13 protein-coding genes are annotated in these 16,641 nt (G+C 62.2%); 7 read left to right on the forward strand and 6 right to left on the reverse strand.

Translation table 11 applies throughout. The features are described 5' to 3' along the window. Window positions 1–231: 231 nt before the first annotated feature. The gene (locus NL528_RS18725; protein WP_309184162.1) at window positions 232–1,101 is read right to left on the reverse strand and encodes an NAD(P)-dependent oxidoreductase; all 870 of its coding nucleotides are present in this window, start codon (window positions 1,099–1,101) and stop codon (window positions 232–234) included. Window positions 1,102–1,309: 208 nt separating this feature from the next. Between NL528_RS18725 and NL528_RS18730 the strand changes: the two genes are divergently transcribed. The 5 genes from NL528_RS18730 to NL528_RS18750 all read left to right on the forward strand — a co-directional run bounded on the left by NL528_RS18730 (window position 1,310) and on the right by NL528_RS18750 (window position 5,893). Continuing rightward, entirely contained in the window at window positions 1,310–1,747 is a 438-nt protein-coding gene (locus tag NL528_RS18730; protein ID WP_309184163.1) for a VOC family protein, read from the forward strand. Window positions 1,748–1,803: 56 nt separating this feature from the next. Then, window positions 1,804–2,937 (forward strand): Mrp/NBP35 family ATP-binding protein, encoded by a 1,134-nt coding sequence (locus NL528_RS18735; protein WP_309184164.1) that lies wholly within the window; start codon window positions 1,804–1,806, stop codon window positions 2,935–2,937. Between the two features lie 184 nt (window positions 2,938–3,121). Continuing rightward, the gene (locus NL528_RS18740) at window positions 3,122–4,210 is read left to right on the forward strand and encodes a TRAP transporter substrate-binding protein (RefSeq protein WP_309184166.1); all 1,089 of its coding nucleotides are present in this window, start codon (window positions 3,122–3,124) and stop codon (window positions 4,208–4,210) included. A gap of 165 nt (window positions 4,211–4,375) precedes the next feature. Beyond that, window positions 4,376–5,464 (forward strand): TRAP transporter substrate-binding protein DctP, encoded by a 1,089-nt coding sequence (locus tag NL528_RS18745; protein ID WP_309184167.1) that lies wholly within the window; start codon window positions 4,376–4,378, stop codon window positions 5,462–5,464. Between the two features lie 186 nt (window positions 5,465–5,650). Then, complete coding sequence (locus NL528_RS18750) at window positions 5,651–5,893, forward strand: hypothetical protein (RefSeq protein WP_309184168.1); 243 nt, start codon at window positions 5,651–5,653, stop codon at window positions 5,891–5,893. 19 nt (window positions 5,894–5,912) lie between these two features. On the opposite strand, the gene NL528_RS18755 is transcribed toward NL528_RS18750, so the two are convergent. From NL528_RS18755 to NL528_RS18765, 3 genes are all read right to left on the reverse strand, one after another. Beyond that, window positions 5,913–7,493, reverse strand: coding sequence for an efflux transporter outer membrane subunit (locus tag NL528_RS18755; RefSeq protein ID WP_309184169.1), 1,581 nt, complete (start codon window positions 7,491–7,493; stop codon window positions 5,913–5,915). Window positions 7,494–7,507: 14 nt separating this feature from the next. After that, the gene (locus NL528_RS18760) at window positions 7,508–10,759 is read right to left on the reverse strand and encodes an efflux RND transporter permease subunit (protein WP_309184170.1); all 3,252 of its coding nucleotides are present in this window, start codon (window positions 10,757–10,759) and stop codon (window positions 7,508–7,510) included. 128 nt (window positions 10,760–10,887) lie between these two features. Next, window positions 10,888–12,084 (reverse strand): efflux RND transporter periplasmic adaptor subunit, encoded by a 1,197-nt coding sequence (locus tag NL528_RS18765; RefSeq protein WP_309184171.1) that lies wholly within the window; start codon window positions 12,082–12,084, stop codon window positions 10,888–10,890. A 372-nt stretch (window positions 12,085–12,456) separates the two neighbouring features. On the opposite strand from NL528_RS18765, the gene NL528_RS18770 reads away from it, so the two are divergent. Both NL528_RS18770 and NL528_RS18775 read left to right on the forward strand, forming a co-directional pair. Continuing rightward, entirely contained in the window at window positions 12,457–13,131 is a 675-nt protein-coding gene (locus NL528_RS18770) for a response regulator transcription factor (RefSeq protein ID WP_309184172.1), read from the forward strand. A gap of 1 nt (window position 13,132) precedes the next feature. Beyond that, window positions 13,133–14,470, forward strand: a complete 1,338-nt coding sequence (locus tag NL528_RS18775) for an ATP-binding protein (protein ID WP_309184173.1) — start codon at window positions 13,133–13,135, stop codon at window positions 14,468–14,470. A gap of 3 nt (window positions 14,471–14,473) precedes the next feature. Here the strand turns inward: NL528_RS18775 and NL528_RS18780 are convergent, their stop codons facing one another. Both NL528_RS18780 and NL528_RS18785 read right to left on the reverse strand, forming a co-directional pair. Further along, window positions 14,474–16,078: a TRAP transporter large permease subunit gene (locus tag NL528_RS18780; RefSeq protein ID WP_309184174.1), complete on the reverse strand. Its 1,605-nt coding sequence runs from the start codon at window positions 16,076–16,078 to the stop codon at window positions 14,474–14,476. Next, window positions 16,075–16,614: a TRAP transporter small permease subunit gene (locus tag NL528_RS18785; protein WP_309184175.1), complete on the reverse strand. Its 540-nt coding sequence runs from the start codon at window positions 16,612–16,614 to the stop codon at window positions 16,075–16,077. Before NL528_RS18785 ends, NL528_RS18780 begins: the two co-directional genes overlap by 4 nt. Window positions 16,615–16,641 lie beyond the last annotated feature (27 nt).

Consider the following 16,641-nt stretch of genomic DNA (forward strand, 5'->3'; position numbering starts at 1 on the left):
GGCTTTTTGCATTGTCTATCTCTGGGCCTAAATCCTTAAGCGATGCCTTAAATAGCTAAAAAATCCCGTTAACGCGGGGTTAAATTAACCTCTGGTTCCGGTAGGCCGGAAGCCTTGTCGTCATTGCGAGGAGCGATAGCGACGAAGCAATCCATGCTTTCCGCCTTCCGCACGATGGATTGCTTCGCTTGCGCTCGCAATGACAGTGGCGGATTGCGCCGCCGATGTTCCTCAGCGCTCCAGCCGCGCCAGCAGGCTCGACGTATCCCAGCGCTTGCCGCCCATCTTCTCCACTTCGGAGTAGAACTGATCGACCAGCGCGGTCACCGGCAGGTTCGCCCCGTTGCGGCGGGATTCGGCGATGCAGATCGACAGATCCTTGCGCATCCACTCGACTGCGAAGCCGAAATCGAACTTGCCGTCATTCATGGTCTTGTAGCGGTTCTCCATCTGCCAGGATTGGGCGGCGCCCTTCGAGATGGTCTCGACCACGGCATGGACGTCGAGGCCCGACTTCTTGGCGAAATGAATGCCCTCCGAAAGCCCCTGAACCAGGCCGGCGATGCAGATCTGGTTGACCATTTTGGTCAGTTGCCCGGAACCGGCCGGTCCCAGCAGCTTGCACATCCGGGCGTAAGCCGCGATCACCGGCTCGGCGCCGGCATAGGCGTCTTGCTTGCCGCCGCACATGACCGTCAGCACGCCGTTTTCGGCACCCGCCTGGCCGCCGGAAACCGGCGCATCGATGAACTTGAAGCCGGCCTTGGCGGCGGCGGCATCGAGCTCGCGCGCGACCTCGGCGGAAGCGGTGGTGTGATCGACGAAGGTGGCGGCCTTCTTCATGCCGGCAAAGGCGCCGTCGGAGCCCAGTGTCACCGCGCGCAGATCATTGTCGTTGCCGACGCAGCACATCACGAAATCCTGGCCGTCGGCGGCGGCCTTCGGCGTTGGTGCTGCGCGTCCACCGAACTTGTCGGCCCATTCCTTCGCCTTCGCCGCGGTGCGGTTGTACACGGTCACCTCATGGCCACCCTTTTTTGCGAGGTGTCCTGCCATCGGGAAACCCATCACGCCGAGACCGAGAAAAGCGACTTTAGCCATCTGTGCTACCTTATCGTTTGCCCTTCCGGGCCATTACCTTGGGGTTTTGCCGGCAGAATGGAGCGGGCCGGGCGTCTTTCTGGAGGAGGGAGGCCGCACCATAACCCCTGCGCCGCGAAGGGCAACCGCCTTCGTTTGGCGCGCGGGGCGCGGTTTGTGCTAGGATCGGGCGTCGAAAACAAACTTCACAAAAAAGGGAGTGTATCGCATGGGCGTCAGCGTTGGCGTGCTCGATCATTTCAACATCCGGACCCGGAAACTCGACGACACGGTCCGGTTCTATGAGGACGTACTGGGCCTGGAGAAGGGGCCCCGGCCGAACTTTGCCTTCCCCGGCGCCTGGATGTACTCGGAGGGCAAGCCGGTGGTGCATCTGGTCGATATTTCCCGGACCGATGAGCCGCAAAAGCCGGATTCCGGCGTGGTCCATCATGTCGCCTTCATCAGCCGGGGATTTGCTGGCATGATGCAGCGGCTGCAGTCCGGCGGGTTCAAATACGACTCGCGCCAGGTTCCCGGCGGCGATCTCTGGCAGATCTTCGTCAATGACCCCAATGGCGTCATGATCGAACTGAACTACGAGGCTGCCAAGGAAAGCGGCGACATGGCGCCCGCCGAACGGGCGGATGATATGCGAGCGATATAGCCTTTCGCGCTGTAACGCTTTAAGGGTCGCATCCTAGTTTATCCAGGAGATGCGCCGTGAGCGTAACCCAGCAACAGGTTCAGGATGCCTTGGCCAAGGTGGCGTCGCCGCGCGGCGTCGCCCTGACCAACGCCAATGTGCTGTCGGTGATCACGGTCACCGACGGCAAGGTGTTCTTTTCGATCAATGTCGATGCCGCCGAGGCCCGCGCGTGGGAAAGCGTGCGCGCGCAAGCCGAAGCCGCCGTGCGCGCCATTCCCGGCGTCACGGTGGCCATGATCGCGCTGACGGCCGAGCGCAAGGCAGGCGCCGCGGCACCGCCGCCGCAACCGCATCGCCATGCTCACGGCGTGCAGCCGGTGTCAGCGCATAAGCCGCCGCAAAGCCCGAGTTCGCCGATGTCCAAGCAGTCGGAGATTCCGGGCGTCGCCGCCGTCATCGCGGTGGCGTCGGGCAAGGGCGGCGTCGGCAAATCGACCACCGCGCTCAATCTGGCGCTGGGCTTGCGCGATCTCGGCCTGCGCGTCGGCCTGCTCGACGCCGATATTTACGGGCCGTCGGTGCCGCGGCTGACCGGCATTCACGAGAAGCCGCAGCTCGACGACAACCGGAAAATGATTCCGATTTCCCGTTTCGGCCTCGCCATCATGTCGATCGGCTTCCTGGTCGAGGAAGACACGGCGATGATCTGGCGCGGGCCGATGGTGATGTCGGCGATCACGCAAATGCTGCGCGATGTCGCGTGGGGCACGCTCGATGTTCTCGTGGTCGATATGCCGCCCGGCACCGGCGACGCGCAACTGACGCTGGCGCAGAACGTGCCGCTGAAGGGCGCCGTCATCGTCTCGACGCCGCAGGATCTGTCCCTGATCGACGCGCGGCGGGGCCTCGCGATGTTCAAGAAGGTCAACGTGCCCGTGCTCGGCATTGTCGAGAACATGAGCTATTTCCAGTGCCCGCATTGCGGCACCCGGTCGGACATCTTTGGTCACGGTGGTGCGCGCCATGAGGCGGAGCGGCTGGGCGTGCCGTTTTTGGGCGAGATACCCCTGCACATGTCGATTCGCACCACGTCGGATTCTGGCAACCCGGTGGTGGCCAGCGAACCGGATGGACCGCACGCGGCGATTTACCGCGCGATCGGTACCAAGGTGCGCGACCAGCTTCAGGGCGTCATCGCTGCGGCCTGAGGGCTTTTTTCGCCTCATTCGACTTTCGTTTAATCAGTGCAGTCATGCCATTGTCGCGTTTTCGCGCGGCAACTTCCGTGTTAAAGCCCCCCGGCCAGAGCGCCCCGGATGACGTGGAATTCGCCCCGCCGGAGGAATGCTCGAGGAAATATGGGAAACGCCCAGACTTTAAGGAGATGCCTGAATGAAGCGTCGTGATTTTTTGAAGGTTTCGGCGGCCGGTGCTGCCGCGACAGCCGTTGCCTCGCCGGCGATCGCGCAATCGTCCCCTGAGATCAAATGGCGCATGACATCGAGCTTCCCGAAGTCGCTCGACACCATCTATGGCGGCGCGGTCGAGGTGTCGAAATACGTCGCCGAAATGACCGACAACAAGTTTCAGATCCAGGTGTTCGCGGCGGGCGAAATTGTTCCAGGCCTGCAGGCGCTGGATGCGACGTCCAACGGCACCGTCGAGATGTGCCACACCGTCTCCTACTATTATGTCGGCAAGGATCCGACCTTTGCGATCTACGCCTCGGTCCCGTTCGGCCTCAACGCGCGCCAGCAGAACTCCTGGTGGTATCAGGGCGGCGGCATGGAGCTTGGCAATGAGTTCTTCAAGAAGTTCGGCGTGATCGGCGCTCCCTGCGGCAATACCGGCACGCAGATGGGCGGCTGGTTCCGCAAGGAGATCAAGACCGTCGCCGATCTCTCCGGCCTCAAATTCCGCATCGGCGGCATCGCCGGACAGGTTCTGCAGAAGGTCGGCGTGGTGCCGCAGCAGCTCGCCGGCGGCGACATCTATCCGGCGCTGGAAAAGGGCACCATCGATGCGGCCGAGTGGGTCGGTCCGTATGACGACGAGAAGCTCGGATTCCAGAAGGTCGCGAAGTACTACTATTATCCCGGCTTCTGGGAAGGCGGCCCGATGGTCCACGCCTTCACCAATCTCGAGAAGTGGAATTCGCTGCCGAAGAACTATCAGGCGATCCTCACCAACGCGATGGCGAACGCCAATAGCTGGATGGCGGCGCGCTACGACATGCAGAACCCGTCGGCGCTGAAGCGTCTGGTCGCCGGCGGCACGCAGCTGCGTCCCTTCACCACCGAAGTGCTGGAAGCCTGCCTGAAGGCGACCAACGAATTGTGGGGCGAGATCTCGGCCAAGAACGCCGATTTCAAGAAATCGATCGACGCGATGCAGGCCTATCGCTCCGATCAGTATCTGTGGTGGCAGGTCGCCGAATACACGTTTGACAGCTTCATGATCCGCTCGCGCACGCGCGGCTGATCTACACCTTTAGTAGCAAGTAAAGAGGCCCGGTCTCCGCAAGGAGGCCGGGCTTTTTGTGTCATACCGGCCAGTTCGGGATGGAAATCGGCAAAGGGATGTTCCATGCTGGCTACAGGCCTCGACACGAAGGCTGTCTGACACAACCACAAGGGATGGACTCCAATGAAGCGAAGAGATTTTCTCAAGGTCACCGGTTTAGGCGCGGCTGGCGCAACCGCGATGGCCGCACCGGCGATCGCGCAGTCGATGCCGGAGATCAAGTGGCGCATGACCACGAGCTGGCCGAAATCGCTCGACACGCTGCATGGCGGCGCCGAGATGATGGCGAAAGCCGTTGGTGAAGCGACCGACAACAAATTCCAGATCCAGACGTTTGCCGCCGGTGAAATCGTTCCGGGTCTGCAAGTGCTCGACGCCGTACAGAGCGCCACCGTCGAAATGGGCCATACCGCCACATATTATTATTTCGGCAAGGACCCGACCTTTACGTTTGGCTGCGCGGTACCGTTCGGGCCGAACTCGCGCATCAACCAGGCCTGGTACACGCTGGGCGGCGGCAAGGAACTGCTGAACGATTTCTTCAAGAGCTACAATGTCACCTCGCTGCTCGCGGGCAACACCGGCTGCCAGATGGGCGGCTTCTTCCGCAAGGAGATCAATACCGTCGAGGATCTCAAGGGCCTCAAATTCCGCATCGGCGGCTTTGCCGGGCGCGTGATGCAGAAGCTCGGTTGCGTGCCGCAGCAGCTGGCCGGCGGCGACATCTATCCGGCGCTGGAAAAAGGCACGATCGATGCGGCCGAATGGGTTGGTCCCTATGACGACGAAAAACTCGGCCTCTACAAGGTCGCGCCGCATTACTATTATCCTGGATGGTGGGAAGGCGGACCGATGCTGCTCGCCCTGATCAACCTGGACAAGTGGAACGCGCTGCCCAAATACTACCAAAGCGTGCTCGAACAGGCCGGTCATTACGCCAACAACTGGATGATGGCGAAGTACGATACGGTCAATCCGATGGCGCTGCGCAAATTGCTCGCCGCCGGTACCAAGCTGCACGCCTTCTCGCCGCCGATCATGGAGGCTTCCTTCAAGGCCGCGAAGGAACTGCACAACGAAGTCTCCGCGACCAATGCGAATTTCAAGAAGGTTTATGAGTCGCTGACCAACTACGCGAACAACGGCTACTCCTGGTTCCAGGTCGCCGAAGTCGGTTACGACAGCTTCATGGCGCGCCACTCGCAGAGCTGATCGCGCGCGGACGTTCAGGTCGGCAAAACCCCGGAGCAAAACTCCGGGGTTTCGTTTGGCGCAGCTGGTTGGTTCGGCGGCCGAAAATCCGGGCATCTGACTACTTTTTTGCCGGGCCTGTGCTATCATGCGTTCCGGTCGCAGTGACGGCACGATATGCGGATTGTCGGTCTCACCCTACGGACGATGTTTCTCCTCCTCGTGATCGCGGTGACGGCGCGCGTCGCCAGCCCGCAGACCGAGACGCTGTTATCGGCCTACGACACCCCCTCCGACCTGCTTCGCGCCGTTTTGGGCGCCGCCGTCTGTTGCTTCGTCGCGGTGCAGATCTTTCGCTACTCCAGAGACCCGGCTGACATGCGCAAATGGGTCCCGATCGGAATAGCCGCGGTGCCGCTGGCGCTGCTTTGCGCCGTGGTCATCTGGTAGGCGTCGCTTCGGCCGGCAATCACTGCGCCGCGGCCGCCAACACCGGCGCGGCGGCCGCGCCCCGCATCACACATTCGCGCCAGACCGCCGTCGAACAGCCCGCGGGCCAGCCGCCGCCGAGCGCCATGAACAGGGCGGCGGTGTCCGAGAGGCGCGTAGCCTTGGCCTGAACGCGGACGACCGCAGCCGTCAGATATACCTGCTGGGCGTTGAGCACGACCACCTGATTGACCTGGCCCAGAACGAGCTGCTTCTGAATGATGTCGAGGCTTGCCTTCGCGGCGAGTTCGGCCTTGACCGCGGCTTTCACGGCGCGCGCATCTGCCTGCAAACTGCGTAGCGCGTCGGCGACGTTTTGCACCGCCGTGATGACGGCCTGGCGATAGAGTGCATCCGCCTGGTCCACCGCGGCTTCCGCGGCCTTCTGCTTGTGGTAAAGCGTCAGGCCATCGAAGATTGGCTGGGTTGCACTCGCAGCGAGAACATAAAAGCTGGTCCCCGGTGTAAACAACTCAGCCAGGCTGAAGCCGACGGCTCCGGCATTTCCGGAGATCGTAACGTTCGGCAGCCGGGCTGCGATCGACACGCCGACCAGAGCGTTTGCGGAGTGCAGCAGCGCCTCCGCGGCCCTGACGTCCGGACGCTGCCGTACCAGCGTGCTCGGCAGGCTCACCGGCAGATTTGCGGGCAGCGTCAACCCGTTGAGCGTAAACTTTTGCAGGATTTCGTCCGCGGAGAATTGCCCGGCAAGCGCGGTCAAGAGGTCGCGCTGAACGGCGAGCTGCTTTTCGAGCGGCGGCAGGAGTTGCTCGGACTGTGCCAGCGCCGCTTCCTGCGCCAGCACGTCGACCTGGGCGGTCTGGCCCGCGGTGAACTGGTTTTTCACGATATCCAGGATGCCGCGCTCAATCTTCACGACGCGCTGGATCGCAGCGATTTGGCCGCGAAGTGATGCTTCCTGGATCGCGGCAGTAACGACGTTGGCAGTCAGCGCGAGATAGGCCGCTTCCAGTTGGAACAATTGCTGCTCGGATATTGCGTCGAGATTCTCGACGGCGCGAACATTCTGGCCCCAGATATCAGGCACGAAACTGACGTTCAGTTGCGCGGTGTGGAGTGTAAATACGGACGGCGACTGGCCGCCGGGGCCCGAACTCGAGGCGCCGGAAATTTGCTGGATGGAGGGCGTGTAATTCGCACCGATCTGCGGAAAGAAAAGCCCGCGCTGGGCCAACGCGTTGTATTGCGCAATTCTGATCGCCGCTTCGGCCGACTGAAGGGAGGGGTTGTGTTCGACCGACATCTTGATCAGTTCGTCGAGTGGCTTCGAACGAAACGCCGTCCACCACCGCAGAGATACATCCTCTCCGCTGACGAAATGCTGCTGTGACAAACGAGGACCCCCAGCGCCCGTGTTGGGGGAAGCAAGCTTCTCCGGCGTGTAGCCGGTCACATCCGGGGCTGGCGGCGGAACAAAGTTTGGTCCAACCGCGCAGCTCGCCAGAACGAGTCCGGCGGCTCCGGCACAAAGCGCCCGCAGCCGCACGACGCTGCATCTGCCGAAGCGGACGGCAAGAACCATGGTGGGGGTGTTACGCATCAACGACATCCCCCTCAATGCGCCGCTTCCGGCGGCATTGCGGCAGCGGGTTCTTCGGGGGTGACCGCCGTCTCCCGCGACAGGAAGATTTTTCGCAAGGCGGGCGCAACGATCAGCAGCAACAAGGGCCCGATGAACATGCCGCCGACGACCACGGTGGCCAGCGGCCGCTGCACCTGGCTTCCGATGCCGTGCGACAGCGCCGCCGGGAACAGGCCGACGCCCGCGGACAGCGCGGTCATCAGCATCGGCCGCATGCGCTGCTCCGCGCCGCTGAAGACCGCATCCGCAATGCTCATTCCCGAGGCCCGCAACTCGCGGAAATAGGTGATGTTGAGGATGCCGTCCATGACGGCGACGCCGAACAGCGAGATGAACCCGATTGCCGCCGAAATGCTGAAATCGAGATCGGCGAGGAAAAGGGCGATCAGTCCGCCGCCGACCGCGAAGGGAATGCCGGCCAGCGCCAGCAGGCTGTCGCGCAGTGAATTGAACAGGCTGTAGAGCAGCACGAAGATGAGCAGCAGCGTAATCGGCACCACGATCATCAGGCGGGCCTTGGCGGCCTCGAGATTGTCGAACTCGCCGGACCAGATGATGCGATAGCCGGATGGAAGCTGGACCGCCTGCGCGACGCGCTGCTGCGCCTCAGCGACCGTGCCGCCGAGATCGCGGCCGCGCACGCTGAACTTGATGGGGATGTAGCGCTGGCTGCGTTCGCGGTAGATGAACAGCGCACCGGTATCGAGCGAAATATCGGCAAGTTCGCTTAAGGGTATATAGGCGTTGCTGCCTGCCGGCGTCTGATAGGCGACCTTGATGTCGCGCACCGCGTCGATGCTGTGCCGGAATCTGGGGTCAAGGCGGACCGCGACTCCGAACGAGCGGTCGCCTTCGAGCACCGTGGTTGCGTTGGTGCCGCCGAGTGCCGCCTGCACCACGGTGGTGACGTCGCCGGTGTTGAGACCGTAGCGGGCCGCCTTTTCCCGGTTCACCTTGATGTTGAGGTTGGGTTGTCCGGTCAGGTGGAAGATGCCGAGATCGGCGACGCCGCGCACCTTCGCCATTTCCTCCATCACCTTGGCCGCGGTCTGCTCCAGGACGTCGAGGTTGGGCCCGATGATCTTCACCGAGTTCGCACCCTTGACCCCGGAGAGGGCCTCCTCGATGTTGTCCTGGATGTACTGCGAGAAGTTGAGTGTGACGCCGGGCAGTTCCTCGTCGAACTCCTTCTGCAGCTCTTCGGTGAGCTTTTCCTTGGTCAGGCCCGGCGGCCACTCGTCGAACGGCTTGATCGGCGCGAACAGTTCGACGTTGGAAAACGCCGAAGCGTCGCTGCCATTGTCGGGACGGCCGTGCTGCGACACCACCGTGATGATTTCGGGATGGCGCAGCAAAATCTCCCGCATCTTGCGCGTCGGCTCGGTGCCGGCATCGAGCGAAATGGTCGGCGGCATCGAGGCACGGATCCAGAAATTGCCTTCCTCCAGCGCCGGCAGGAATTCGCTGCCGAGCCGGCTGGCGGCCAGCGCGCTTATCGCAAGGAAGAGGATTCCCGCGGTGACCGCGACCTTCACATTGCCGAGCGACCAGCGCAGCACCGGGGTGTAGGCCTTGCGCAGGCCGCGGACGATGATCGTCTCGGCTTCCTCGATGTGCTTCGGCAGCAACAGCGAGGCCAGTACCGGCGTCACCGTGAATGTCGCAAGCAAAGCGCCGGCGAGGGCATAACCATAGGTGCGTGCCATCGGCCCGAAGATCTGGCCTTCGACGCCCTGCATCGTGAACAGCGGCACGAAGGCGGTGACGGTGATGGCGGCGGTGAAGAAGACGGCCTTGTCGACCTGCAGCGCGCTGACGAAGATCATCCGCAGCCGTTCGGTCCAGCGAGCCGCCGAGGGTTGGCCGTGAGTCGAGGCGGTTGGATCGGCGCCCCAATAGCCTTCCGACAGATGTTGCAGGACCCGCTGACGATTTTCCGGATTCGATTGGAAGTTACGAAAGATGTTTTCCATCATGATGACGGCGGAATCGACGATGATGCCGAAATCCACCGCCCCGAGCGACAACAAATTGGCGTCTTCGCCCTGCAGCACCAGGATGATGATGGCGAAGAACAGCGCGAACGGAATATTCGCGCTCACGATCAGCGCGCTGCGCAGATCGCCCAGGAATATCCATTGGATCACGAATACCAGAATGCAGCCGAACATCAGATTGTGCAGCACGGTGTGGGTGGTGACGCCGACCAGCGAACTGCGGTCGTAATAGGGGACGATCTTGACGCCCGCGGGCAGGGTGCCGTCGCTGTTGATCCTGGCGACCTCTTCCTGCACCTTCGGGATGATGTCGTTGGTATGCTGGGTGCGTCCCATCACCACGATTGCCGCGGCGACGTCATCATCCCTATCTTTGCCCGCGATCCCGAGCCGCGGCACATAGCCGACCGAGACCTTGGCGACCTGTTTGATCTGGATCGGAAGCCCGCCGGACTGGCTGAGCACGATGTTTTCGATATCCTCGACCTTGTAACCCTTGGTGATGTCGTCGGCGCCGCCGGAGTCGATCAGGCCGATACCGCGGATGTTGACGGACTGCTGACCGATCGCAATCTCGCGGCCGCCGACATTGACGTTGGCGTTGCCGAGCGCCGAGACCAGCTGCGGCACGGTGATATTGTAGGCCTCGAGCTTCTGCAGGTCCGCATCGACATTGAATTGCTTGGTGGTGCCGCCCCAGGAATTGATCTGCACCACGCCGGGAATGGTCATGAGTCGGCGGGTGACCACGTAGTCCTGCAGCGTCCGCAAATTGGTCAGGCCGAAATTCGGCGGACCGACCAGCTGATAACGGTAGATCTCGCCGACGAGACTGGACTGCTGGATGGTGGGGACCAGATTGCCGGGCAGCTGGATGTTCTGCTGGATGCTGTTGGCGGCCTGGGTCAGCGCGAAGTAGTAGTCGACGCCGTATTTGAACGTCACGCGGACGAAGGAAAGGCCGTAAAACGACGTCGAGCGTATGTTGACCACGCCCGGCGTGGGATAGAGCCCGACCTCCATCGGGATAGTGTAGTACTTCTCCATCTCCTCCGCGGAAAGACCGGGTGCCTGCGCGGTGATCTCCAGGATCACCGGTGCCGGATTCGGATAGGCCTCGATGTTCAGTTTGGTAAATGCGGCGATGCCGGCTGCGCAGAACACCACCAGGCCCAGCACAATGATTGCGCTGCGGGTCAGGCCGAATTGAATGATGCTCTTGACCAAGGCTACACACTTGCTTTCGAAATGAAGTCGGCGCGGTGGTTTTCCCGGGCGTGGTCCGTTTCCAGCCAAGCCGAACCGGCGCGCGCTTTTGCCGGCCGGACGCGCTCTGTGGTAGGTCGCGTCACGCTCTATCCCGTGATCGCGTTAGCAAACTTGTTGCTGAGGAAGATCGCGCCGGTCGAGGCAACCTGCTCACCGGGATCGAGGCCGGCGAGGATCTGGAGCCATCCGTCCTGTGTGAGCCCGGTCTTCACTGCACGCCGCTCGAACCGCCGCCGGTCGGTGGTGACCCACACGGTCATGGTCCCGTCTCCCTCGCGGACGACGGCATCCGAGGGGACCGCCACTGACAATTTCGGACTTTCGGTTTCGATGGTGAAACTCGCCAGCATGCCCGCGCGCAGCTTGTGCTGCGGATCCTGGACCACGGAGCGGACCAGCAAACGGTGCGAATTCGGGTCGAGGTTCAGGCCGATCGTCGTCACGTGTCCGCGGAATACAGTTTCGGGATAGGCCGGCACAGTCACTTCTACCGGCTGCCCCAGCCGGTAGGCCGGCGCGTCGGTTTCAATCACGTTGGCGACCATCCACATCGTCGTCAGGTCGGCGAGCATGTACGGTGCCGGCGCATTGCCCGGTTGCACGTAGAGCCCCGGCGCGGCGTTGCGGGCGACGATCTGGCCGGAGATCGGGCTCGGCACGGTCAGGATCGAATCGACCTTGCGATCAGCCACGATGCGGTCGATCTCGGCGTCGGTCTTACCGAAAATCCGCACCGCGTCGCGCGCAGCCTTGAAGTTGCCTTCGGCGGTCTGCTGGTCGGAAGTGGCCTGGTCGACATCCTTTTGCGCGCCTCCGCCGGTTTTCAGCAGTTGCTTCACCCTCGCAAGTGTCCGCGTCTGCAGTTCGAGCACGCCGGAGGCGGCGAGCAGCGAAGATTCGGCTTGCAACAGATCGGGGCTGTCGATCGTGAACAGCGTATCGCCCTTGTTGACCTCGTCGCCGACGTTGAAGGTCGTGTCGACGATCCTGCCGGGATTGGTGGTAAACGCCTGCACCAGCATATTCTGATTGAAATCGATGGAGCCGACCGCATTCTTGAGAACCTTGAACGCACGTGGCTCCGCCGGCATGACCTTGAAAGCAGCGGCCTGCTTTTCGGTGATGTCGAGATATTGTTGCTCGACGTTGACGTCCGCCTTCGCCTGTGTCGGGGCCGATTGGGCCGGCGAAGTGCCGGCGTGCGTCAGCAACCATGCAGCGGTCAAACCTGCGGCCGTGACGGCGGCGGCAGCGTAGCCTGCACGCTTCAGGCGAGATGACATTACAGCTTCCATTTGTCCCGGAGCATTGGAAAAGTTCGCGCGATTCCCAATCTCGCTGCGTCGCGCACGCACACAGGGACCTGTTATCAAGGCTAGCTTACGCCAACCTTACAAGCGTCGGCACACGCGCGGGAACGAGGAGCAAATTTTGTCTGATTTCGATAAGAAACGGGCGTCCTTTCATATAGAAAAGATAGCGCGATTGGCTCGCCTGAAAGAGTCTGATTAAATGTGGACCGTTTGCACAGCTTGTTTGCCCAAACACCGGTCCGCCAAAAATTTTTTCCGTCGAGGCGATATCGGCTTTGGGAAATGGGGGATATCGGTGGCTCTCGAATATCGGCCCGGCGGTTTGTAATTCAGGTTGGATAGATGCGGCTTCTGATCGTCGAGGATAACATCGAACTCTCGCGGCTCGTTGCCGCCGGTTTGACGGCGGCAGGCTACGAGACGGATGTCGTGAGCAGCGCCGGCGAGGCGCGCGACGCGGTGCGCAGCGTCAGCTACGCCGCCATGATCCTCGACCTTGGTTTGCCGGACGGAGACGGCCTGTCAGTGTTGATCGAGCTTCGGCGCCGGACGGATCCGCTGCCGGTGCTGGTGCTGACCGCGCGTAACGGCCTGCAGGATCGCGTCAACGGTCTGCGCAGCGGTGCGGATGATTATCTGGCCAAGCCGTTCGCGCTGGAGGAGTTGGTGGCAAGGCTGGAAGCGATCCTGCGCCGCCCCGGCCAGTTGCTGGGCAGTTCGCTCAACCTCGCCAATCTCGTCTACGATACCGAGAGCCGCCAGATATTCATCGACGGGGCGCCGAGAATGTTCTCTTCGCGCGAAACTTCCGTGCTCGAAATCCTGCTGCGTAGGCAGGGCCGGGTGGTGCCAAAGAAGAACGTCGAAGACCACATCTTCGGGCTCACCGGCGATGTCGCTTCCAATGCCGTGGAAGTCTATGTATCGCGGCTTCGCAAGCAACTGGGCGAATACGGCGCCAAGATCCTGATTCATACGATCCGCGGAGTGGGCTATCTGATGGCCGAGGAGAAATAGCGTGATCCGTTTCAAATCGCTGACATCGCGGATCGTGCTGCTGCACATCGTGGCGGTCGCCGTCGCGGCGATTCTCCTGCCCCTGATCCTGCTCTGGCTGTTGAACTCGGAGGTCAATCATCTGCATCGCGACGCGATGCGGGATCAGGCCGAGGCGCTGGGCGAGAGGCTCGCCGTCAAGCCGGACGGCACGATTGCGCTTGATCTGCCCGAGAGCCTCAAGGACCTGTATTCGGAGGCCTATGGACGATATCAATACGATATCTTCGATCGATCGGGCCGCGTGCTGTTTTCCTCCCACAAGAATGCCGGGCCGATCGTTCGCCCGGACGTGGAATCTCCCGGAACGATTTCCGGAGCAAGCGTCAGCCGGGATATCGGCGGGCAGACCGTGCACATTCGGGTGGCGGAAGATCTCGCGCACCGGGATGTCATCATCGACGACATCATCGCCAATTTCTTCCGGCGCGTCGGATGGATCACCATTCCGATACTGCTGACCCTGCTTGCGATCGATATCGTCATCTTCCGGCGCGCCGTTGCCCCGCTGCTCCGCGCATCGGAGGAAGCAAAGAACATCGGGCCCGCACGTACCGACGTCCGGCTGCCGACCGAGCAGATCCCGAGCGAAATCCTGCCGCTGGTCACCGCCGTGAACCAGGCGCTCGACCGGCTCGAGGACGGCTTTCGCGTGCAGCGCCAGTTCACGGCCGATGCGGCCCATCAGCTGCGGACGCCGCTGGCGATCCTGCGGACTCGCCTCGGGACCCTTGGCGACCGCGTTGGAACGCAGGAGCTGGATGCGGACATCGAGGGCATGAGCCGGATCGTCGGTCAATTGCTCGAGATCGCGGAACTGGACACGCTCGTGCTGGATCCGTCGGAGACCGCCGATTTACGCGCCGTCTGCGCCGAGGTGGTCGGTTCGATCGCGCCATATGCACTCGCCCGGCAGCGAGATATCGCGCTCAAGGGCACCCCCGACGCGGTCCGCATCAGAGGCAATGCGGAGATGCTGCAGCGCGCGATCTTCAATCTCGCCGATAATGCAATCAAGTATACCGCGCCGGACACCTCGGTGGATATCGAAGTGCGCGACGACGGCTCGGTCCGGGTGCGCGACTGCGGGCCGGGCATTCCGCCCGGCGAACATGGCCTGATCTTCCAGCGCTTCTGGCGCGGCGATCGCCGGCGCACGGACGGCGCGGGGCTCGGGCTTTCGATCGTACACGGGGTGGCGGAGGATCACGCCGCCACGGTGGCGGTCGAGAACCTTCCGACGGGCGGGGCCCAGTTTACCCTGCGTTTCCGTCTGGCCGGCGAAGTGGCTTCCACCTGATCGCTATTGCTTCGGTGGCGGACCGAAATCCAGCGGCGGCAGGTCGATCTGCGGCACTTCGATCTTGACCTTGTTCAGGTCGACGTTGAGCGGCTTGTCGAGCAGGCCGGTCACCGTGATCGGGAACGCGATCACCAGCACGACCATGATCGCCTGCAGCCCGATCCAGGGCATGGCGCCCCAGTAGATATCGGAACTCTTGACCTCCTTCGGCGCGACGCCGCGCAGATAGAACAGCGCAAAGCCGAAGGGGGGATGCAGGAACGAGGTCTGCATGTTGACGCAGAGCATGACGCCGAACCAGATCAGCGCGGCATCGGGGCCGACGACGGGCGCCAGCACCTTCTGCGCGATCGGCGCGATCATCGGCAGGATGATGAAGGCGATCTCGAAGAAGTCGAGGAAGAACGCCAGGAAGAAGATGAAGAGATTGATGAAGATCAGGAAGCCCCAGACGCCGCCGGGCAGCGACGTCAGCATGTTTTCGAGCCAGACGCCGCCGGAGACGCCGAGGAATACCACCGAGAAGCAGGTCGAGCCGATCAGGATGAAGGTGACCATGGTGGTGATGCGCATGGTGGTCTCGTAGCCCTGCTTGATCAGGTCGCGCAGCTCCGGAATGCGGACGGCCTCGAGGCAGATCCAGACCACGGCGAGATAGGTGACGGCGAAGGCGAGCTTGAACAGCAGGTTTTCGGTGAAGAACATCCCGACGATCGTGCCGACGCCGGCGCCGATGATGCCGATGATCAGGATCTTGCTGCCGGCCGTGCTGAAATCCTTGTGATGGATCGCCGCCAGCACGATCGCGCCGATCGCGCCCATGGCACCGGCTTCGGTCGGCGTCGCCAAGCCCATCATCATGGTGCCGAGCACGACGAAGATCAGCACCGCCGACGGGATGATGCCCATCAGGCATTTCTTCCAGAGCGGCCAGCCCGTCAGCGTCAATTCGGTCTTCGGCACCGCCGGCAAATAATGCGGTTTGACGAGGCCGAGGATGAAAGTGTAGCCGGCGAACAGCATGATCTGGAAGATCGATGGGCCCCAGGCGCCGAGATACATGTCGCCGACCGACTTGCCGAGCTGGTCGGCCAGCACGATCAGCACCAGCGACGGCGGCACCAGCTGCGTGATGGTGCCCGAGGCCGCCAGCACGCCGGTGATGTAGCGCATGTTGTAGCCGTAGCGGATCATCACCGGCATCGAGATCAGCGCCATGGCGATGACCTGCGCCGCCACCGTACCGGTGATCGCGCCGAGGATGAAGCCGACGATGATGACGGAATAGCCGAGGCCGCCGCGGATCGGGCCGAACAGCTGGCCCATCGAATCCAGCATGTCTTCGGCCAACCCACAGCGTTCCAGGATCGCGCCCATGAAGGTGAAGAACGGGATCGCCAGCAGCAGTTCATTCGACAGCACGCTGCCGAACACCCGGCCCGGGATCGCCTGCAGAAAATTCATGTCGAAGAAGCCGAGATGGATCGACAGGAAGCCGAAACAGAGCCCGACCGCGGCCAGCGTGAACGCTACAGGGAAGCCGATCAGCATCGCCAGAACCAGACCGCCGAACATCAGCGGCGGCATCATCTGAAGCGTAATCATTGGGTCGGCCTCTCGTACTTCGCATCGATCGTCACATAGCCCTGCAGTGCGGCGATCCGCTTGATCACCTCTGAGACGCCTTGCAACGCCAGCATCACGAAGCCGGCAGGAATCACGAATTTGATCGGCCAGCGGACCAGGCCGCCGGCATTGCCGGACATTTCGCCGACATCGTAGGCCTGAAGGAAGAACGGCCAGGACAAATAGCTGAGCAAGAGGCAGGACGGGATCAGGAAGAACAGCGTGCCGATCATGTCGAGCCAGAGCTGGCCGCGCTCGGTCAGGAACAGATAGAAGATCTCGACCCGGACATGCTCATTGCGCTTGAAGGTGTAGGAGGCGCCGAACATCACCAGGATAGCGAAGCTGTACCACTGCAGCTCCAGCCAGCCGTTGGAAGAGTAGCCGAAGGCGTAGCGGATCATGGCGTTTGCGGCACTGACGACGCAGGCGAACAGCACCAGCCAGTTGCAGATGTAGCCGATCTTTTCATTGAGCAGGTCGATCGCGGTGCTCAATGCCAGTAATGGGCGCATCGTGGTCTCCTGGGCGCTCGCCATCAA

Source organism: Bradyrhizobium sp. Ash2021, assembly GCF_031202265.1.
GTDB lineage: Bacteria > Pseudomonadota > Alphaproteobacteria > Rhizobiales > Xanthobacteraceae > Bradyrhizobium.